The organism is Vibrio sp. OY15 (assembly GCF_000742455.1).
In the GTDB taxonomy this organism is placed as follows: domain Bacteria; phylum Pseudomonadota; class Gammaproteobacteria; order Enterobacterales; family Vibrionaceae; genus Vibrio; species Vibrio alginolyticus.
Map to the genome: position 1 here is coordinate 173,607 of NZ_JPIL01000006.1, position 18,309 is coordinate 191,915.

The 18,309-nt window shown below is 40.8% G+C and carries 16 protein-coding genes; 7 read left to right on the plus strand and 9 right to left on the minus strand.

Features of this window, described 5'->3' with window-relative positions; translation table 11 throughout:
- The first annotated feature begins 4 nt into the window (after positions 1–4).
- Positions 5–865 (plus strand): glycosyltransferase family 2 protein, encoded by an 861-nt coding sequence (locus tag IJ23_RS07925; RefSeq protein WP_033905967.1) that lies wholly within the window; start codon positions 5–7, stop codon positions 863–865.
- Positions 866–894: 29 nt separating this feature from the next.
- Here IJ23_RS07925 and waaA read toward each other — a convergent pair whose 3' ends face one another.
- From waaA to IJ23_RS07970, 9 genes are all read right to left on the minus strand, one after another.
- Complete coding sequence (gene waaA / locus IJ23_RS07930; RefSeq protein WP_033905968.1) at positions 895–2,163, minus strand: lipid IV(A) 3-deoxy-D-manno-octulosonic acid transferase; 1,269 nt, start codon at positions 2,161–2,163, stop codon at positions 895–897.
- Positions 2,157–3,212, minus strand: coding sequence for a lipopolysaccharide heptosyltransferase II (gene waaF / locus IJ23_RS07935; RefSeq protein ID WP_033905969.1), 1,056 nt, complete (start codon positions 3,210–3,212; stop codon positions 2,157–2,159). The genes waaA and waaF overlap by 7 nt, the downstream gene beginning before the upstream one ends.
- Positions 3,209–3,931, minus strand: coding sequence for a glycosyltransferase family 25 protein (locus IJ23_RS07940; RefSeq protein ID WP_033905970.1), 723 nt, complete (start codon positions 3,929–3,931; stop codon positions 3,209–3,211). Before IJ23_RS07940 ends, waaF begins: the two co-directional genes overlap by 4 nt.
- On the minus strand, positions 3,928–4,914 hold the full coding sequence (gene lpxM, locus IJ23_RS07945; protein ID WP_033905971.1) for a lauroyl-Kdo(2)-lipid IV(A) myristoyltransferase: 987 nt from the start codon (positions 4,912–4,914) through the stop codon (positions 3,928–3,930). The genes IJ23_RS07940 and lpxM overlap by 4 nt, the downstream gene beginning before the upstream one ends.
- 126 nt (positions 4,915–5,040) lie before the next feature.
- Complete coding sequence (gene rfaD, locus IJ23_RS07950; protein ID WP_033905972.1) at positions 5,041–5,982, minus strand: ADP-glyceromanno-heptose 6-epimerase; 942 nt, start codon at positions 5,980–5,982, stop codon at positions 5,041–5,043.
- 141 nt (positions 5,983–6,123) lie between these two features.
- On the minus strand, positions 6,124–8,322 hold the full coding sequence (locus tag IJ23_RS07955) for a YjbH domain-containing protein (protein WP_033905973.1): 2,199 nt from the start codon (positions 8,320–8,322) through the stop codon (positions 6,124–6,126).
- Positions 8,323–8,324: 2 nt separating this feature from the next.
- Positions 8,325–9,086, minus strand: a complete 762-nt coding sequence (locus IJ23_RS07960; RefSeq protein ID WP_033905974.1) for a capsule biosynthesis GfcC family protein — start codon at positions 9,084–9,086, stop codon at positions 8,325–8,327.
- Positions 9,083–9,757 carry a YjbF family lipoprotein gene (locus tag IJ23_RS07965; protein WP_033905975.1) on the minus strand — a complete coding sequence of 225 codons (675 nt, stop codon included), beginning with the start codon at positions 9,755–9,757 and terminating at the stop codon, positions 9,083–9,085. Before IJ23_RS07965 ends, IJ23_RS07960 begins: the two co-directional genes overlap by 4 nt.
- Before the next feature lie 73 nt (positions 9,758–9,830).
- A complete protein-coding gene (locus IJ23_RS07970) occupies positions 9,831–10,055 on the minus strand; it encodes a hypothetical protein (protein ID WP_033905976.1) in 225 nt (74 codons plus the stop codon).
- 642 nt (positions 10,056–10,697) lie between these two features.
- On the opposite strand from IJ23_RS07970, the gene IJ23_RS07975 reads away from it, so the two are divergent.
- The 6 genes from IJ23_RS07975 to IJ23_RS08000 all read left to right on the plus strand — a co-directional run bounded on the left by IJ23_RS07975 (position 10,698) and on the right by IJ23_RS08000 (position 18,300).
- Positions 10,698–11,213, plus strand: coding sequence for a porin family protein (locus IJ23_RS07975; RefSeq protein ID WP_033905977.1), 516 nt, complete (start codon positions 10,698–10,700; stop codon positions 11,211–11,213).
- 66 nt (positions 11,214–11,279) lie between these two features.
- Positions 11,280–13,979 (plus strand): SLBB domain-containing protein, encoded by a 2,700-nt coding sequence (locus tag IJ23_RS07980; protein WP_033905978.1) that lies wholly within the window; start codon positions 11,280–11,282, stop codon positions 13,977–13,979.
- Between the two features lie 305 nt (positions 13,980–14,284).
- Positions 14,285–15,253: a Wzz/FepE/Etk N-terminal domain-containing protein gene (locus tag IJ23_RS07985; RefSeq protein WP_033905979.1), complete on the plus strand. Its 969-nt coding sequence runs from the start codon at positions 14,285–14,287 to the stop codon at positions 15,251–15,253.
- Between the two features lie 12 nt (positions 15,254–15,265).
- Positions 15,266–16,477: a lipopolysaccharide biosynthesis protein gene (locus IJ23_RS07990; RefSeq protein WP_033905980.1), complete on the plus strand. Its 1,212-nt coding sequence runs from the start codon at positions 15,266–15,268 to the stop codon at positions 16,475–16,477.
- Between the two features lies 1 nt (position 16,478).
- Positions 16,479–16,964: an acyltransferase gene (locus IJ23_RS23735; protein ID WP_050550072.1), complete on the plus strand. Its 486-nt coding sequence runs from the start codon at positions 16,479–16,481 to the stop codon at positions 16,962–16,964.
- Positions 16,965–16,977: 13 nt separating this feature from the next.
- Entirely contained in the window at positions 16,978–18,300 is a 1,323-nt protein-coding gene (locus IJ23_RS08000; RefSeq protein ID WP_152560898.1) for a hypothetical protein, read from the plus strand.
- The last annotated feature ends 9 nt before the right edge of the window (positions 18,301–18,309 follow it).

Here is an 18,309-nt window from a genome sequence, read left to right on the forward strand (position 1 = left end):
TAAAATGTCCACCAAAGTCTCGGTTATTTGTACTTGCTATAATCACGAAAAATATATTGAGCAGACACTTTTATCTATACTTAATCAGACAGTAGACTTTGAATACGAGTTGCTTATACATGATGATTGTTCTCCTGACAATAGTCGAAAAGTTATCGATAGAGTTTTTAATGAGTATTCTGGGAAATGCCAAATAAAGAGAATTTATCCAGAGGAGAATATATACTCTAAAGGGTCATCAGCTGTACTTTTTAACATGTTGCCTCATGTTGATGGGGAGTTCATAGCTTTTTGTGAAGGTGATGACTATTGGGTTGATGACAACAAGCTTCAAAAACAGCTTGAAGCTTTGGCAAACCATAAGGATATTAATGCTTGTTTTCATCCTTCTTTGACTTTGCTAAAAGACCAGTTGGTTGACAAGAAATACGGATACCAAGGCGATTTAGAAAAGAAAATACCTTATCAGTATGTCATTAAGAAGGGCGGAGACACTATGCCTATGGCATCGATGTTTATTAGAAAAGAGCCGTTTTTTGACCTAATTTATCAACATGAAGACTTTTTCAAGCTTTATGGCGAGCACTCTGTGTTGCAGATTATCAATAGTATCGAGCAAGGCGCCTGGTACCTCCCTGAAAAAATGTCGGTTTATCGTAGCATGCATGAGGGCTCTTGGAGTCTCCAGCAAGCAAAAGACCCAACGGCAGAAGACCGAGAGTTTGAGCAATATAAAATCCGTATTCTTGGTTTGAACAAGATCTATCGCTATAAGTATTGGATATGCTTTTTAGGTATATATCTGAAAAAATCGAAAAAACATTACCTAAAGAAAATGAAGCGTTGGTTTAAAACTAAAGCTTAAAATAAAGCCGAGTTAATACTCGGCTTTTTTTAGATAGAAGAGGTGGCTGTGGTGGTACGTTGTAAGGAGCCTGAGTTTGCTAACATAAAATGAGCAAGCTCTGACGTGATGCGCTCATGAGCTGCGACGTCTTTAATTAGAGCCACGATAGCTCTTGCCAGTTCATCCTCATTTTTCACAATTTTGATGAGGTTGTTCTGCTTCATTTCATGTACGATTTCTTTGAAGTTAAAGAAGCTTGGACCATTGATAATAGGGACGCCCAAAGCAGCAGGCTCCAATACATTGTGCCCACCAACCTTATCTCCAATTAGGCTACCGCCCATAAAGCAGATATCCGCTGCACCCATCAACGTTAGCATCTCACCCATAGTATCGCCAAGATATACTTGAGTATTCGTCTCTACTGCATGAGTTGAAGTGCGACGCACAGTGTTAAAGCCTTGCTGTTGGCAAAGCGTGAATACATCATCAAATCGTTCTGGATGGCGAGGAACCAAAACGAGTAAAGCATTTGAATGAGATTTTAAAACTTGTCTATGTGCATCTAATACCTGTTCGTCCTCGCCTTTGTGGGTGCTAGCTGCAATCCAAATCGGACGATCGTTTCCAAGTTGGGCTCGAAGCTGCTGTCCTTGCTGTTTCACTTGCTCTGATATTTGAATATCGAACTTAATCGAGCCAGTAACGGATAGTTTCTTTTTCTTAACGCCTAAGCGTTCGAAGCGCTCTGCATCTGAATCCGTTTGGCAGAGTACTTGAGTTAGGCATGGATGAAGCTGGTTAAAAAGCCGCTGTATTTTAGCGTAGTTCTGACACGATTTTTCAGATAGGCGCGCATTCACGACAGTTATAGGGATACCCGCTTTGTGAACATTGTGAAGCGTGTTTGGCCACAGCTCAGTCTCGATGATCAACATTTGTTTTGGTTGTACTGCTTTAAGAAAACCTTTGATAGCAAAACCAAAGTCAATTGGCATATAGCGGTGTTCAATTAAATCACCCAACTTAGCAATCTGTTCAGCTCCGGTACTTGTTGTTGTAGTAACTAGAATAGATTGTTCGGGGTTTTGTTCCTTAAGGGCTTTGATTAAAGGTGTTGCTGCTATGCTTTCACCAACAGATACAGCATGTATCCAAATAGGTTTGTCGTTGCTTTTTAGCTTGGGAGTGATACCAAAGTGCTCTTTCCAGCGAGAGCCGAACTTAGGCTTATTTGGTTTGCTCTTGTACAAACCAAATAAAAGCAGCGGTGACGCTAGAGCGAGTAGTAAGGTATAAACAATACGAACTAACATGAGCTTATCGTAATGGCGTCAAGTTTTTGGATGCTATCTAGCACTTGCTTAGGCGAAAGTTCTGTCAAGCACTTAAGGTGTTTGTATTGACATTCACGCTGGAAACAAGGGCGACAATCAATATCGGTATGAACAATCTCCACTTTTTCTGCGAGTGGGGGGGTGTACTTCGGTGAAGTTGAGCCATACACGGCAACAACATTACAACCAACCGCAGCTGCCACATGCATTAAGCCTGAGTCATTCGCGACAACAGTCTTACATGCAGCAAGTAAGTCGACCGCTTCAATTAAGCTGGTTTGGCCTGCTAGAACGTGAATGTCCTCATGGAATTGCGTCGGAACAAGTGCGCGAATATTGTTACAAGTCTCTAAGTCCTTTTGAGAACCAAACAACCAGATTTGATGCCCAGAACGAGCCATTTGCGTCGCAACTTCAGCGTAGTGTGTTTCGGGCCATTTTTTTGCGGGACCAAACTCTGCTCCTGGGCACAGTCCGATAATTGGTTGGTCTTGGGCTAAGTTGAACTTTTTGAACGTGGCTTGTTGCTCTGCCGCGTTGATTGCAAGGCGAGGGCGAGGTAAGGTTTCAAGCCCGCCAAGAGAGTTAGAGTCCACCATTTCTGCTTTTGGATAAGCTAACGCTACATAGCGCTCTACCATGTACTGAAAAGACTTCATGTTAGGGCGTAAGTCGTTCAATAAACCATAGCGCATTTCTCCCTTCCAGCCAGTACGAAGAGGAATGTTGGCAAACCATGGGATCAGTGCCGATTTCGCTGATTTAGGCAAGATATAGGCGTGGTCATATTGCTTTTCACGTAATGATTTGCCAATTTCCCTGCGGCCTAATAAGTTAAACTCACCATGACCGATAGGCATTTCAATCGCTTGATGGATTTCTGGCATACGCTCAAGAATCGGTTTACACCATCCTGGAGCGATAACGTCAATTTGGCTATCTGGATGGCGTTGCTTTAATACGATATATAACGATTGCGACATTACCATATCGCCGACCCATGCAGGGCCAATGACTAAAATCTTCATGCTTTGTTTTTCCAGTATAGCAATTTCAAAATTGACTCATAAGTTCTAAAAAGTTCAGCGTATATTTTATTCGCAAGAGTCATTTTGGATTTATCTTTTCTTTTACCACCAATCGTCGAAGCAATCTCTGCTCTAGTAAAGAGATCTGGAGACACGCTGTAAACTTGAACACCATGTCTCCATGGTTTTTCCATGTAGTCATCGACTGGTTCAATAAACTCTTGAGCATGCATAACAAACTTTGAGGCTGCTTTAGGTGTGACGATATAAGCGGTGGTACCACAAGTGCCTGCTGAGTATCCCCCTAGCATATGATTATCATCAATAGGTACGATTGGGATGAATACACGCTTCTGAGTGGCAGACAATTTGATGTAGTCATAATTAGAAGTCAATGGAAGGGTGTGTTCGAGTACTTGCTTCAGCCCTTCTACGGGGTCGACGTTGTCTTCTAAGATGACGATCGGTTCATCAAGCTCAACACATCGAACCCACAACTCGTAATGGCTTGCAAAACAGGCGACTTCACTGGTTTTTAATTGATACCCTTTGCGGCGTAGAGTAATGGTTGGACGACTTTTTTCTGAATGAAGAAAACGGTCAACAGAGCCATCTACTGCATCAAAAAATTCAAACGTAATGCCTTGTTGTTTTAACTTTTCTTCAATACGTTCTCGGCGATCTAGTGATCGAGCCAAGCTTACGACAAATACTTTCACTGCACTTTCCAGTCGCTGTTATATCTTGGTTTAAACAAATTGTAATAGTTATTGCCGTCTTCTTGAGAGTGCAGCAACTGTAGTACCCACATATATTGTTCGGGTTTATCACCGACAAAATATTCAATGGCTTCATTACAGGTACGAGCGTCTTGCTCTTCGCCTTTATCCAGCTCAAACGCTGGTAAAATCTCAATATCAAACGTACCATCTTCAGTGTTCATCGACGCAAATAGAGGCAGTACTTTTGAGCGTGATAGTTTCGCAATTTTGCCTAAACCAGGTAGCGTTGCTTTACGTGTTGCAAAAAAATCCACAAACACACTATGCTCTGGGCCGTGATCTTGATCAGGTAGATAATACCCTACATAGCCATCTCGAATGGATTTCAGAAAAGGCTTAATGCCACCTGAGCGTTCATAAACACGACCACCGTATTGGACCCTTTGCTTGTGCATCAGCCAGTCAGCAACATCATTCTTTTGTTTCTTCGCCATTGCAGAAACTGGCATTCCCATTGAAGCGAGCAAGATAGCAGGCACATCAATTGCCCAAGAGTGGGGAACCATTAAAATTACATTTTCGTTGCTATCAATGTGCTGTCGTAAAATGTCTAGGCCACGAATTTGGCAACGTTTCTGAAGCCATTTTGGTGAGCGTAAACTTAGTAACCCGAAGCGAAAAAAGAACATGGCCGCTGTGTAGAGTGTTTTTTCTATCAAAGCTTCACGTTCTTGGAACGACTTTTCCGGAAAACACAGCTCAAAGTTAACCCTCGCTCGGTGAGCTGGACCTTTGTGGGATTTACACAGTTTTTTGGCTATGGTTTTCGCTAACCACTTTTGTAAACCCAGAGGCATTAATGATAACGGTAAAAATAAGATAACACCTAACCACGTGCCCCAGTACTTAGGCGACAGAAAGTGGCGCTTAAACTCAGGGTTATATGCTTTAGGGTCGAAGTCATCACGTTTTATGGTCATGGCGTGTCTAGTTACCTATTCGTGTGCGGGCGAAGTGGTTTAAATGAGAAAAAGATAGTTAGGAATGATACAGGCTATTGCACTTGAGTAAAGGTGGCAGGTTATGGTTCTACCACCTTGTGGTGCTTAACTGTTTTGGATAGTCAAGTATTCGGCAATGCCTTCTGCAACTGTCTTGAATTCAACATCACAACCTGCGGTGCGCAGTTTGGTCAGATCCGCTTGTGTGAATTCTTGGTAAGCGCCTTTTAGGTGCTCAGGGAATGGGATGGTTTCAATTTGGCCTTTGCCATGATGCTTGATAACTGCTTTTGCTACCTCTTCAAAAGATTCAGCACGGCCAGTACCACAGTTAAAAATGCCTGATACGCCGTTTTCTAAGAACCACAGGTTTACTTTACATACATCACCAACGTAAACGAAGTCGCGTTTGAATGATTCGCTGCCCGCGAACAATTTAGGATTTTCACCTGCGTTAAGTTGGTTGTTTAGGTGGAACGCAACTGATGCCATGCTACCTTTGTGGTCTTCACGTGGGCCATATACGTTGAAGTAGCGGAAGCCGGTGATTTGAGAAAGGGTCTCACCATGCTCTTCAGCGTCTTGCCATAGGCGACGAACGTAGTTATCAAACTGCTGTTTCGAGTAACCGTATACATTCAGTGCGCCTTCGTATTCGCGTTCTTCAACGAAAGTCTCTGTATCGCCGTAAGTGGCTGCGGAAGAAGCGTATAGGAATGGAATCTCGCGATCTAAACAGTAATGAAGCAGCTCTTTAGAGTACTCGTAATTGTTAAGCATCATGTACTTACCATCCCACTCAGTCGTTGCAGAGCAAGCACCCTCATGGAAGATGGCTTCGATAGGACCGAAGTCGTCACCTGCCATGATTTGAGTAAGGAAGTCATCGCGATCCATGTAATCTGTGATATCAAGATCAACTAAGTTTTTAAACTTCTTGCCATTTTTTAGGTTGTCGACAACCAGAATATCGTTAATACCTGCTTCGTTCAGTGCTTTAACAATGTTGCTGCCGATCATGCCAGCACCACCAGTTACGATGATCATAAGACTTCCACCATAGATTAAAATTTTCTCAGGAATTCTAGCAAGAAACAGAAATTAGCGCTATCGGAAGGAAAAGGAAAGGTATAGAGCACTTGGGGGAGGAATAAACAAAAGGGAGCCGAAGCTCCCTCAAGTAGGCTGTTATTTAGCGTTTGACGTATTTGGGCGTTGATACCAAGGATTACGCTCATCCGTCAGCTCAATCAAGCTGTACTTACGACCTAGCTTCTGACCGCCATCGCGAGTCAATGGTTGCCAGCTAAAGAACGCACGGTTGTTGCTTGGCTTAACGGTCATGATGTCGAATGGAATCGAAATGTAGAAGCCTTTAGTAAAGCTACCTTCACCGAATTCGTCAGCCGACAAATCACTGATTGATGCGAATGCACCTGCAATGACACCACTCTTGAACTGTTTAGATACATTCACTTGTGTACCGATATCACCCGCTAGGAACTGACCAACATCAACTTGAATCATCAAATCTTGTAGGAAATCCCATTGAGGGTAGTAATAACCCGACACAAAACCAGTAAAGCCTTTATCTACAACTTGGAACGGACGTCCATATTCTGGCACATTTTGCCATTTCTCATCGTAAACACCGAAGTAACTTTGTGGATCACGTTGAGAAATTAAGTTGACGTCAGCGCCAATCGCCCAGTTAGCTCCTTGTGGTCGGTAAAGAAACTCGGTACCGACTCCGGCAAACATGCTCTCCAGATAGCCCGCGTAGAATTGCTGGTCCATGGTATCGGAATACTCTTGGAACCAAGTTAACTGCAGGTTGGACATGGTTACCGCGTGTTCATTTTGATAAGCACGGAACATGGTACGTACACGAGGAATCGAAGTGCCATCCGGTGGGGTGACGTAGTTAAACTTGTCGTAGTTGTTGTACCAATCCCAGTATAGCGAGCCCCCAATTTCTAGGTTATCTGTCAGCCAGTAAGAGGCGCTGCCACTTAGACCAACACTGAACAGATAGAACTCTTCTGGGTTGCCCAAGGTCTGAGCCAGTTTTGGTGAGAAGCCCCAATCAAAGCGCTCAAAACCATCGTAAGCAGGTTTGCCTTGCGGTTTATCACTTGAGGTTGATGTTGCATCTTCGATATTTGGATTGATGTAGTTAACTTCTGCAAAGCCACGGTATTTCTCTTTTGAAATAACCGTTTGATCGCCGATCAGACCACGACTGCGTTCATTGATAGTAAAGGTATCAATGTTGTCTGGCATTTCGTTATAAAGGATTGCCGCCGCTTTTTCATGAGCTTCATTGCGATCACGATACTTTTTCTGCTCGCCAACAACCGAAACGGTATTATCTTCAACATAGAGTTGGGTATTTTGGTAGCCAGCAATTTTATCCAGCTCCTCGGTAACACGTTCCCAATCTACATCAGACAGTTGTTCTGGTTGCTTGTCTTCAACTTCTGGTGTTGGTGTATCACGCCAGAAAGACGGCATATCATTGAAGTTAGTGTAAAGACTCACGCCAGCAACTAACGTATCTCCGCGCTCGTAGCTCAAGCGCAAATCTGCCATATGCCCTAAACGATATAGAACACCAAAGTTCCAAGGCGTATGAGGTGTCATGTCTACACCACCACGTACCACTGGGAAATCTTCGCTGTAATCGTTGCTGTCGTATTCAAGCTTAAATCGCAGTGGCGCGTGCAAAGTTTGATACTCGACACCACCAAAGAGTGCAGCAGAACCTTTGAACCAACGTTCAAAATCCACACTACCACCATTACCTTTGTAATCAGAAGGGCGTGCACAGAAACTATCGGACAGCTTACAAGCTGGGTTGCTGATGTTGTCGCGCGTACCTAAGTAGCCCCAGCCCATACCTAAAGTGAAATCAAAGGTACCAAGGTTTGGGTTAGAGTAACGCTTTGTCGCAGCAACAAACTCACCATCAAAAAGACCGGTGCCTGCAAAGTCACGCACACCAACCGAAAGCTCTGGCAGGTACTCGGATTCTTCTAACAAGCGAACTTTAAAGTCGATTCCCTTGTCGGTGTACTTGGTATCACCCGAAAAGCTCGGATCGTTACTGTAGAAAAGATCGTTCACCATGGTGTAACGAATGGTCGTTTCTAGCCATGGCATCACTTGCAAAGTCACATTGTAAAATAGGTACTCGTCGCTACCGGTAATAGCAAAGTTAAACTCGCCTTCAGGTGCCATACGACCTGTAGGCATCTGCATTAAGCCGACACCACCAAAGTCCATTTGTGATGGTTGCAATGGCGGCACTTCAAAAGGCATGTCTTGAGCCCACACCAACGCTGGACCCATTAAAGAAAGGGATAAACTGGTTCTGATCAGGTTCATGTTTAGTTCTTCGATGAGGTTGGTTTACGTTGTGCAAGCAGAGCGACAATGTCTTTATCCATTTGTGATGTTTCGAACTCATCAAATGGGATGTACACCAAAGTAAGTGGTGGCAAGTAATATTGAGTGGTTAACCAACTGCCATGGTGAGGATGAATAACCTTGCCATCCGGATAAATTAGGATTGGCGTATAGGAAAGCTCATCAATATCACTTGAACGTAGGTTATCGATCTGTTTATGCAGAGCGACACCCGCTTGGTTTTCTACCGCGTAGACTTTTTCCAAGTTACCCACATACAACACTTTTTCTTCACGTTTTGGTGCACTTAACGCAAGTTGACCTTGTAAAAGAGGGTTATCAAATTTATCTAGACGGATGCGATCAACATCAATGGCCGATAGCACGCGAGGTGCAAACTGGCTTCGTTGGATAAACTTGTAAAATGGGTGCGCAACTAAATTATGTTGAATCATTTGGTTTAACACCGAATTCTTTAAGGCAGTACTTTCTTGCACTGCGGTTTCGGCGTTATCAAATAGAGTCACAGCTAAAGGGTATTGCAGGGCGACTTGTTGTTTTTGCGCATGCTTAAGTACGCTCTCTAAACGTGCCGCGTGTTGGAATTGCAATGCTTTGCCCGTTCCGACAAGTTCTATATTGAGCGGTGGTGAGGTGTGATTTTGAGCTTGAACGATAGTAGGTGTCGCCAGAATCGTTGCCGTTAAACTTAGGCTTAATAAAGATAGCAGTCGCTTATTCATGATTTGCTGTACCCTTTCAAAATCGTCAATTCAACAGGCACCATGTTTGGACCTAAGTGTTGACGTGTTTTCACTACTTCTCCTTTACCGTTTACCCAGTATTGGTTCTCCACACTTTTTTCTAAGCTGGTAAACGTTACAACCTCGGTATAAACATCAGTAGAGGTAGATGAAATAGGGGTTATGACGGTTTCTTTACCTTGACGAGAACGTTGGACTTTAGCCGGGAACCCATAACGGTATTTGTCAGCCCAATCGTAAGAAAGAGAATATTGCACAGAGGGCGCTGAGTAGGCAGGAACGTTGCCATAAATACCTGCTAAATTGGTGGTTTGCAAACCAATAGTTTTAACGATATGACCGTTCTCTGTTACTACCATTGCCTTGTCTGCGCTTACCCACTTTAATTGGGTATTACCAGTTAATGGGTTTTGCTCAGCAAAGGCCAACACTACGAAGACCTGTTTTTGGTCACCAATTTTTAAGTAAGCACTGGCATAAGGTACCGCTTCAATCTCTTCTGGCGTTAGTTCGACATCGATGTAGTTGCCATAAGCTTCTTGGACTGTCGCCGAGACATCATTAAACTTTTGTGTACAGCCAAAGATTGAGCTCAGTAATGGTAGGGCAATAAGTAAGCGCATCCATTTTCGCGATAGAAAGGTGTTCATCATTCCCTCATTACAAATAAAATCGCCCTGAATAGATCAGGGCGATTGTTTCAATATCTACAAAACTAAAAAATTATTTAGTTACTGAAGTAGAAGTAGAAGTAGAAGTAGAAGTAGACGTTGAATCGCTGTCTGACGCTGCAACTGCTACTACAGTTACTGCTGCTGCTGCACCTACTGCTACTGCAGTTGTACCAGTTGCAGATGCTGCTGCTGTACCAGTAGTACCAGCTTCAGTCGCTGCCAATGCAGTTGATGCGCTTAGAGCCATAAGAATAGCTAGAGCTGTGTTCTTCATTATTAATCCTTGTATTTCAGATTTTAAAACATCGATGTTTGGTCTGTTTAGAACATACCATCGTTCATTTTAGTTAAAAAACAATCAGCATGTAAACAGTTTCCTATGTGAATTTGCCTAACGTTAAAGAAAAGTTGTTGCAAGACTGAGAATAGAGAATTGCTTAGGTTTGATATTTGTACTGAATCAAAATGCGTCTTCGACTGCGTTATTTCCGGTCACCTCTGAATTTACGCAAACGTTCACATTTTTTTATTCAATGCATCCGTAGTGGTGTTCTGTTTTAAGCGGCTGGCAGCCAGTGTTTTTCTCATTCGTGAGAATTTACGAACCATAAACGGAAATCTGAGACGTTTTTGCCCCCTTGCCGTTTTGCGCTAATACATGCATAATTTGCCAGCTTTTGTGTTGCGTTTATAAAAGATTGTTTTTTTGAACGGTTAGTCACAAAAGTGAGGCTTAAAAAGAATATTTATATCAATAAACCGAATGAATCGGGAATCAGCGAACAGTGGCTAACGCGTAATGCCGCCGGGCGGTAGCGTGTAAACGCACAAGCGAAATTGACAAAAGTTAACAGACATTCACTGCGCGCGTCGTTCATAATGTGCAGCGGTCAGTCGACACCCAAGGAACACTTACGTGATTAATAAACGACCATGGCTAGGGGCGTTGAGTGCAATCAGCTTAGGCTTGTGCTCATTTTCTGCCTCAGCAGATTTTTATGCTGGTGCGTTAGTAAGTTACTCTAACGCTGAATTTCATCATTCCTCTTCTCCAGTAACCGAGGGAAACCCTTTCCTTCTTCAAGCGCAAGCTGGTTACTTCTTCAATGATTACCTCGCTTTTGAAGCACGTTACGGAACTTCTGTACAACGAGATAGCGGACTTGCAGTAGATAGTCTTGCGAGTGGTTTTATTAAGTTGAATATGCCTGTCTCCGAGCGTGTAGCACTTTACGGACTTGCCGGTTATTCTAGTGTCCAGATCGACCAACAAAATGTAGGCCCTAATAAAGATCAAGGCTTTAGCTTTGGCTTGGGTATGCATTATGCTTTGGACAAGCAGAATGCAGTTGTTTTTGAGTTTGTTGATAGCACATCTGAAGACCAGGCACGCTTGAACGCACTTACTCTTGGCTTTCAACACCGGTTTTAATTAAAGACCTAGCGCCTAGTTTTGTGGCTAGGATTTTTAAACCCCGACTTTAAATAGCGAATTATCATGCTCAAAGGATATTTCTCGATAGGTGCTTGCATTCTAGCAAGCCTATTTGCGCCGCTTACTCATGCGCAGACTCCAACCCCAGAACAAATTCAGATGTTTCAGAACTTACCAGCAGACCAGCAACAAGCATTGGCGAGTAAGTATGGTATCTCTATTCCTTCCGGCGCTTCCTCTCCAAGCAGTTATCAAAACCCTCAAGTGATTGAGCAACGCTCGGCTGCTAGTAGTACTGTTGAGGCAAAAGCTAACGACTCAGAAGACTCAGAAAAAGGTGAGCAAGGTCTAAAGCGCTTTGGTCTAGATTTATTTGCGGGTTCACCGACGACGTTTGCACCAATCAGTGACGTACCTGTTCCGGCTGACTACACGGTAGGAGCTGGTGATGAAATCGTTATCCAACTTTTTGGTAAAGAGAACACAACGCATCGTCTTCGTGTTAATCGTGCTGGCATCATCAACTTCCCTTCCCTTGGTCCTGTTCAAGTGGCCGGCATGACATTCTCTGATGTGCGTGATTCTCTAAATCAGCGTGTAAAAGAGCAAATGATCGGGGTTCGCAGTGATATTTCGTTAGGTGAAATGCGTACCATGCAAGTTTTTGTTATGGGTGATGCGTACAAACCAGGTGCTTACACAGTTAGTGCACTAACCACAATCTCTCAAGCGATTTACTACAGTGGTGGCTTTAGTGAGAGTGGTGCCCTGCGTAACGTGCAACTTAAGCGTAATGGTCAGGTAATTCGTAAACTGGATATGTACGATCTGTTACTTAAAGGTGATGCGCGTAACGATATCCGCTTATTACCAGGTGATGTGGTCTTCATCGGTGCATTGGGTAACACGATTTCGATTGATGGTGAAGTAAACCGCCCCGCAATCTATGAAATCAAACCAGGTGAAACCTATAAGCAAGCGATTCAAATGGCTGGCGGTTTTACCGCTAACGCTTATAGCGATCAAATTGAAGTGAAGCGTTATGCAGCTAAAGGTGCTCGCGATGCATTAACACTGAACTTTAGCCAGTCACATGACCAGCAAACTAAAGTCAAAGATGGTGACGCCGTTAATGTACTGAAGAAGAGTGAAGAACTAACTCGTTACGTGCAAATTGAAGGTGATGTTCGTCATCCCGGCTTTATTGAGTGGAAGAACGGTCTGCGAATCGCAGACTTATTCCAATCTGTTGATACCTCATTTAATTCTACTGCAGATGTAAACTATGCCGTTGTTGTTCGTGAGGTTAACCCACAGCGTGACATTGAGGTTTATCAAGTAAATCTTGCGAACGCGATTCTTTCGCCGAACAGCAAAGATAACCTAAAGCTAAGCTCACGTGACCGAGTGTTGGTATTTAACCGTTTCAACAATGAGGATTTAGATACCCTTGCAGATCAAGATACGGTTACGAAAGCGAAAACGCTTGAGCAAGCACAATTTAAAGCCGAGCTGGATCAACAAAAAGAGCAAGAAGTTATGAGCTCTTCTGTTGCAATATCTTCAGCGACAGACAATATGTCGAAGGGGCAATCTTCAACTGAAGAATCAGAAGAGCCGAAAATCATATTCCGTGGCAAAGAAATTACCAAAGAAGACTTTGAAGCATTAAAACAAAATACGCGCCGCACGTTACTTGCTCCTGTTTTGCTACAGCTTCAACAGCAATCGCGTTTGGGTTTGGCTCCGCAGATTGCAGAAGTCTTCGGTGAGGTAAAACACCCAGGGCGTTACCCAATTACCCCACGTATGACGATTTCTACCTTAATTGAGGCTGCGGGTGGCTTAACTTATAACGCATTTACCATCAATGCCGAATTAGCTCGAACAGTAATTAACAGTAAAGATGAGCGCGCTTCTATTGACGTTGAGCGTATTGATTTACGCCAAGCTATTCAAGGTAGCACTGCTGATGATGCCATTATTGTTGGCAGAGACCGTTTGAATATTCTTGAGAAGCCAAACGTCAAATTGCAAAGCACAGTGACACTGCAAGGGGAAGTTCGCTTCCCAGGCACCTACACCGTTCGCCAAGGTGAAACTTTAGGTGAGCTGTTAGAGCGTGCAGGTGGTTTAACCGAATTCGCACATCCGCAAGGTGCTATCTTCACTCGAGAGGCTCTGCGCCTTCAAGAACAAAAGCTACTAAACCAATATGCTGCAGATATGCGAGCAGAAACAGCAAAGAAAACCTTCCGAGCAGACAGTAATATGGGCTCGGTTATTTCAGACCCTGATAAAACACTCAAGTTTGTTGAAGAAGCAAGTCGCAGCAAAGCTCTTGGTCGTATGGTCGTACAGCTTAATCGTATCCTTAAAGACGAGCGTTCTGCGGACTTTATGTTAGAAGATGGTGATTTCCTATTTGTACCGACCTTCCGCAATACGGTTTCGATCATGGGTGAAGTTCAAGTTCCTATTACATATCTTTTGGATAACAAGCTAGATGTGGATGATTACTTAAACAAAGCAGGTGGCGCGAAAAAACAAGCAGACGAAGACCGTATCTTCGTTGTACGCGCAGATGGCTCGGTTTACAAACCTACATCAGGATATTGGTTCGGTAATAACCATGAAGAGCTAAAAGCGGGTGATACAATTGTTGTACCAATTGATACTGACTACCGTGATGCATTAAGCACTTGGACTGCTGCAACGCAGATCCTTTACCAAACGGGTGTAGCGATCAACGCGTTGAAGTAGGGGACGACAAGGTCATTCCAATCAGCTTAAAACAAGATTAGAAATGCAATAATAGTAAGAGCTTATGTAACGATTGAAGTAACATAAGCTCAGTTTTATGAACATTATTAATCAAAACGGCAAATACTACTCTGAATAGCAATAGTGGCATTATTCAGCCGTAACCCGTCATTCCAGCGAGCCGAAGCGAGACTAGGAATCTTGTCATAGCGCGGTTGTGTTTTGAAAGTCGGAGAACAATCTATCAAATTTCACCAATCTCTGAGTCCAGCATAACATACCTCAGAGCTTAGGATTAAAGACCCATGGAACCACAAAAAGAATCCAATCCAAATTATCTACCATACCCACCCCACCCCCAGTCCACAGATGATGAAATCGACTTACGCGAGCTCTTTAAAGCCTTATGGAAAGAGAAGTGGATCATTATTGTAACAACATTTGTATTTGCTGTTGGTTCTGTACTGTATGCGTTGAGTCTTCCCAATATTTATAAAGCAGATGCACTATTAGCACCAGCTGAAAACTCAAATGGTGGTGGTTTATCAAAAATGGCGGGACAGTTAGGTGGTTTGGCTGCGTTTGCCGGAGTAAACCTCAGTGGGGGAGAGTCGTCGCAAACGGATCTTGCTGTTCAGGTGATGCAATCGCGTCAATTCGTTGGCTCTTTTATTGATAGCCATGATCTGCTTGTGCCCTTGATGGCGGCAAAAAGTTGGGACTTGAAGAGTAATAAACTCATCTTGGATGAAGATGTTTATAATCCTGCTAAAGGTACTTGGTTGCGCCAAGCGGAAGGACTTAGGAACTCAAAACCGAGTGAGCAAGAGGCTTTTGAAATATTCAAAAAAGAAATTTTCAGTGTTAATCAAGACAAAGATAGTGGGTTATATAAAATCTCTGTAAATCATTATTCTCCTTATATTGCAAAACAATGGGTAAATTGGCTTGTGCAAGATATTAACAATGTGATGCGCGAGCGTACTATAAAGGAAACATCTCAAAACCTTGCATATTTAAATGCCCAACTACAAAAAACTGCAGTAGCTGATATGCAAAATACTTTTTATAAACTAATTGAAGAACAGACTAAAAATTTAATGCTTGCTGAAGTCCAAGAAGAATTTATTTTTAAAACTATAGATCCTGCTGTTGTTCCAGAGATCAAGAATAGTCCAAATAGAGGAATTCTTTGCCTTATAGGTTCTTTTTTTGGCACTGTGCTTGGTTTGGTTATAGTAGTAATTAGATTTATTGTAAAAAGTAAACTTTAAAGAATCACTACAATGTATGTAAAGTTGTTTAAAAACACACTCGCGATGTCATCTGCAAATGCTTTGGCAACAATTATAAATATAATATGCATGCCTATTTTGATAAGAAAGTTAGGTGCAGAGGAATATGGAGTATACATTTATCTTTTCATTCAGTCGCAATTGGTTCTTTTAGTTTCTAACTTTTCTTTTGATGCATACCTTATTAAGGAATGTACAAAGCAAGGCGCAGAGCTTAGAGAAAAAATAAAAGAAACTATTCTTGCTAGATTGTTTCTTTATATGGTTTCATCATTTTTGGTTTTCATTTACCTTGATTTAATTAAACAAATAGACACAAAACTTATTGTTGTATCTTTACTTTCTGTATTGCCGTTATCATTTAACTTAGTATGGTACTATCAATTAAAAGAAAAAATGCATATCATAGCATTTTCTAATATTGTCGGTAAGTTTATATTTTTATTATTAGCAATATTGCCATTTAACAGTATTGAATATGTATTCCTATGTTGGTTTTTTTGCAATCTGGTAACCGTATTTTTCTATTTCAACAATTTAAGTTTTAATCTAGGAAGTTTCAATGTAAGTATTAAGAATACATGCAAAATAATAAGTAAAGCTAGTTCAATATTTAGTTTTCAATTTTTTGTAGGAGTTATTCCAAGTATAGCGTCAAATAGCATAGTTAGCTTAGGAGAAACTTCGTACATGATATATTATGACATCTTTAATAAGATAACATCCGCTATTAATTTAATACTGTCTTCGTTTGTTCAATCTATATACCCTGTAATTGCAAAAATAAAAGAAAATAATAAAGTTTTTTTACTTGTAACAAAAACCACGATGATATTGTTTTTGTTCTTCTTCGCTTCGTATCTACTAGTTTTATCATTTTACTCAAATATCGATAAAGTTATTTCTTATGTTTTAGGGGTTGATATGGTAAATGTGGGAGAAGTCGTAATTGCTTCATTATTATTCTCTTTATTTGTGGTGTTGAATTCATTGTACTCGCGTTGTCTTATTTTAAAAAATGGCATCGTTATAATTAATGCCTCGACAATTGCTTCATTACTAACTGTATGTTTTTATCCAATGATTACAGATGCGACATCAGGAAAAAATATAATCGATGGTTTGATTGTTTCTCAGATAATTATGTGGTTAATTATGGCTTTTAAATTTTATAAAGAATATAAGCAAGCAAGTAGAGTGTAAGATGAAATTTAATATTAAGTTAAAGTTTCAGAAAGCTTTTTCCTATTACAATTATTACCTATGCCGTCTTAGAAGTAAATTTTACTCATTTATTCTAAATGGTGGAGAAGGCTTTATGGCTTGGGGGAGGTTTGAGGTTGTGTGTCCAGAAAATGTTAAGTTTGGAAATAATTTAACTATTAACCCTGGGGTGTACTTGAATGCCGCAACTACTTTAACTATAGGTGATAACGTTGCACTTTCTGCTGGTTCTAAAATAATTACGACTAGTTTGAAAGATGATGGAATGGAAAGTAAAATGCATGTTAACAACCCCGTAATTATTGGAAGCAATGTTCAAATAGGAGCTGGGGCAATAGTACTCTCGGGTGTTAATATCGGAGATCATGTAATAGTTGCTGCAGGTTCTGTTGTTACAAAGGACATTCCCTCTAATAGTGTTGTTGCAGGATGTCCTGCAAAAAAAATTAGAGATCTTAATCTATGATAATAATGATGCCATGAAGACATTTAGTGTTAAGTTCGAAGATTTTATATTTGCTTCCTTTATTTCTTTTTTGACTATTTTTTCTGTGCTGTATTATGCCTTTGATAATGAAGGTAAATATATATTCATGCTGGTTTCTATTATAAATGTTATATATTTGTTTAGGTTTTCAAAAGTAATTCCAATATTTATAGTGTTGCTTTTTAGTCTTCTTTACGTAATAGAAATGCGTCATTTCTTTAGTTCTGGTTTAAGAATATCATACTGGAATTCTTTCCAAGAAGCTAAATACTTAAATAAAGCACTGGTACTACATGCATTGTTTTTATTTCCTTTTGTCTTCTTATCGTTATTTTCAGATGATAATAAATTCCCTACCTTTGATGAGATAAGAAGGAATAATTATGTTGTTTTTTACTTTTCAATAATTTCATTTTTTATTCTAACACACATCGGCATCAAAGGTGAGACTGTTTTAAATAGTGCTTATGGCAGTAATGATAGTGAAAAAACTGCATTATATGAATATGGGATAATATTTTTTATTATTGCCAATATTTATAGCTCGAAATCTTTTTTACAGAAATTTATTATTCTTTTTGGTTTAATATGGTTTAGTGTGAAAAGTGTCCTTTATGGAGGTAGAGTTGAGGTTCTTCAAATTGGTTTGGCTTTTTTATATATGAGTTATAATTTTGCCCATGATATAGAAAGGAAGAAACTAATTATATATGGCTTATTTGGCTTGTTATTAATGACTGTAATTGGAACTATACGTGGTAATCCAGAGCTTATTTTTAGCTTAATGAATGGTAGTTTTTCTATAGAAATGATATTTTCTCCACCTAGAAATGGAATCGTATCAAGTAATTTTGGTGATGTTATGCAAGCTTCATCAAGGATGATTGGGTTAAGTGATACCGGTATTTGGGATTTGAGCTTTCGAATTAGCAGTTTTATCTCATTCTTATTTAATATATTTTTATATGGAATGGAATTTAAAAATGCTAGCAATTTAGCTTTGGCAGACCAAGCAGTTTACGGCGCTGGCGGTGGGGGATTAATATCATCTTATTTCTATGTTTGGCTAGGTTGGATCGGTCCTGTTTTATCTGGGCTTTGGCTTGTGTTAACTTTTTATTTTGGTCTGTATAAAAATAAAAATAATATATTTCTATATATTTACGCATTTGCCTTACTTGTCACTTTCCCTAGATGGTTAGCCTATAGTCCAATAGTACTCGTTAAATTTGGTGTGTTTTCGATGATTTTTTTGATGTTTATGTATTGTATCGATAAATTAATTAGGCAATTTCTTTCTGCAAGACATGTTTAGTTATAAATG

Coding starts and splice junctions, on each gene's coding strand:
- IJ23_RS07970 (WP_033905976.1), bottom strand. CDS start 10,055: ATGAAGAACACAGCTCTAGCTATTCTTATGGCTCTAAGCGCATCAACT.
- IJ23_RS07985 (WP_033905979.1), top strand. CDS start 14,285: ATGGAACCACAAAAAGAATCCAATCCAAATTATCTACCATACCCACCC.
- lpxM (WP_033905971.1), bottom strand. CDS start 4,914: ATGACCATAAAACGTGATGACTTCGACCCTAAAGCATATAACCCTGAG.
- IJ23_RS07990 (WP_033905980.1), top strand. CDS start 15,266: ATGTATGTAAAGTTGTTTAAAAACACACTCGCGATGTCATCTGCAAAT.
- waaF (WP_033905969.1), bottom strand. CDS start 3,212: ATGAAGATTTTAGTCATTGGCCCTGCATGGGTCGGCGATATGGTAATG.
- waaA (WP_033905968.1), bottom strand. CDS start 2,163: ATGTTAGTTCGTATTGTTTATACCTTACTACTCGCTCTAGCGTCACCG.
- IJ23_RS07980 (WP_033905978.1), top strand. CDS start 11,280: ATGCTCAAAGGATATTTCTCGATAGGTGCTTGCATTCTAGCAAGCCTA.
- IJ23_RS23735 (WP_050550072.1), top strand. CDS start 16,479: ATGAAATTTAATATTAAGTTAAAGTTTCAGAAAGCTTTTTCCTATTAC.
- rfaD (WP_033905972.1), bottom strand. CDS start 5,982: ATGATCATCGTAACTGGTGGTGCTGGCATGATCGGCAGCAACATTGTT.
- IJ23_RS08000 (WP_152560898.1), top strand. CDS start 16,978: ATGAAGACATTTAGTGTTAAGTTCGAAGATTTTATATTTGCTTCCTTT.
- IJ23_RS07955 (WP_033905973.1), bottom strand. CDS start 8,322: ATGAACCTGATCAGAACCAGTTTATCCCTTTCTTTAATGGGTCCAGCG.
- IJ23_RS07960 (WP_033905974.1), bottom strand. CDS start 9,086: ATGAATAAGCGACTGCTATCTTTATTAAGCCTAAGTTTAACGGCAACG.
- IJ23_RS07965 (WP_033905975.1), bottom strand. CDS start 9,757: ATGAACACCTTTCTATCGCGAAAATGGATGCGCTTACTTATTGCCCTA.
- IJ23_RS07925 (WP_033905967.1), top strand. CDS start 5: ATGTCCACCAAAGTCTCGGTTATTTGTACTTGCTATAATCACGAAAAA.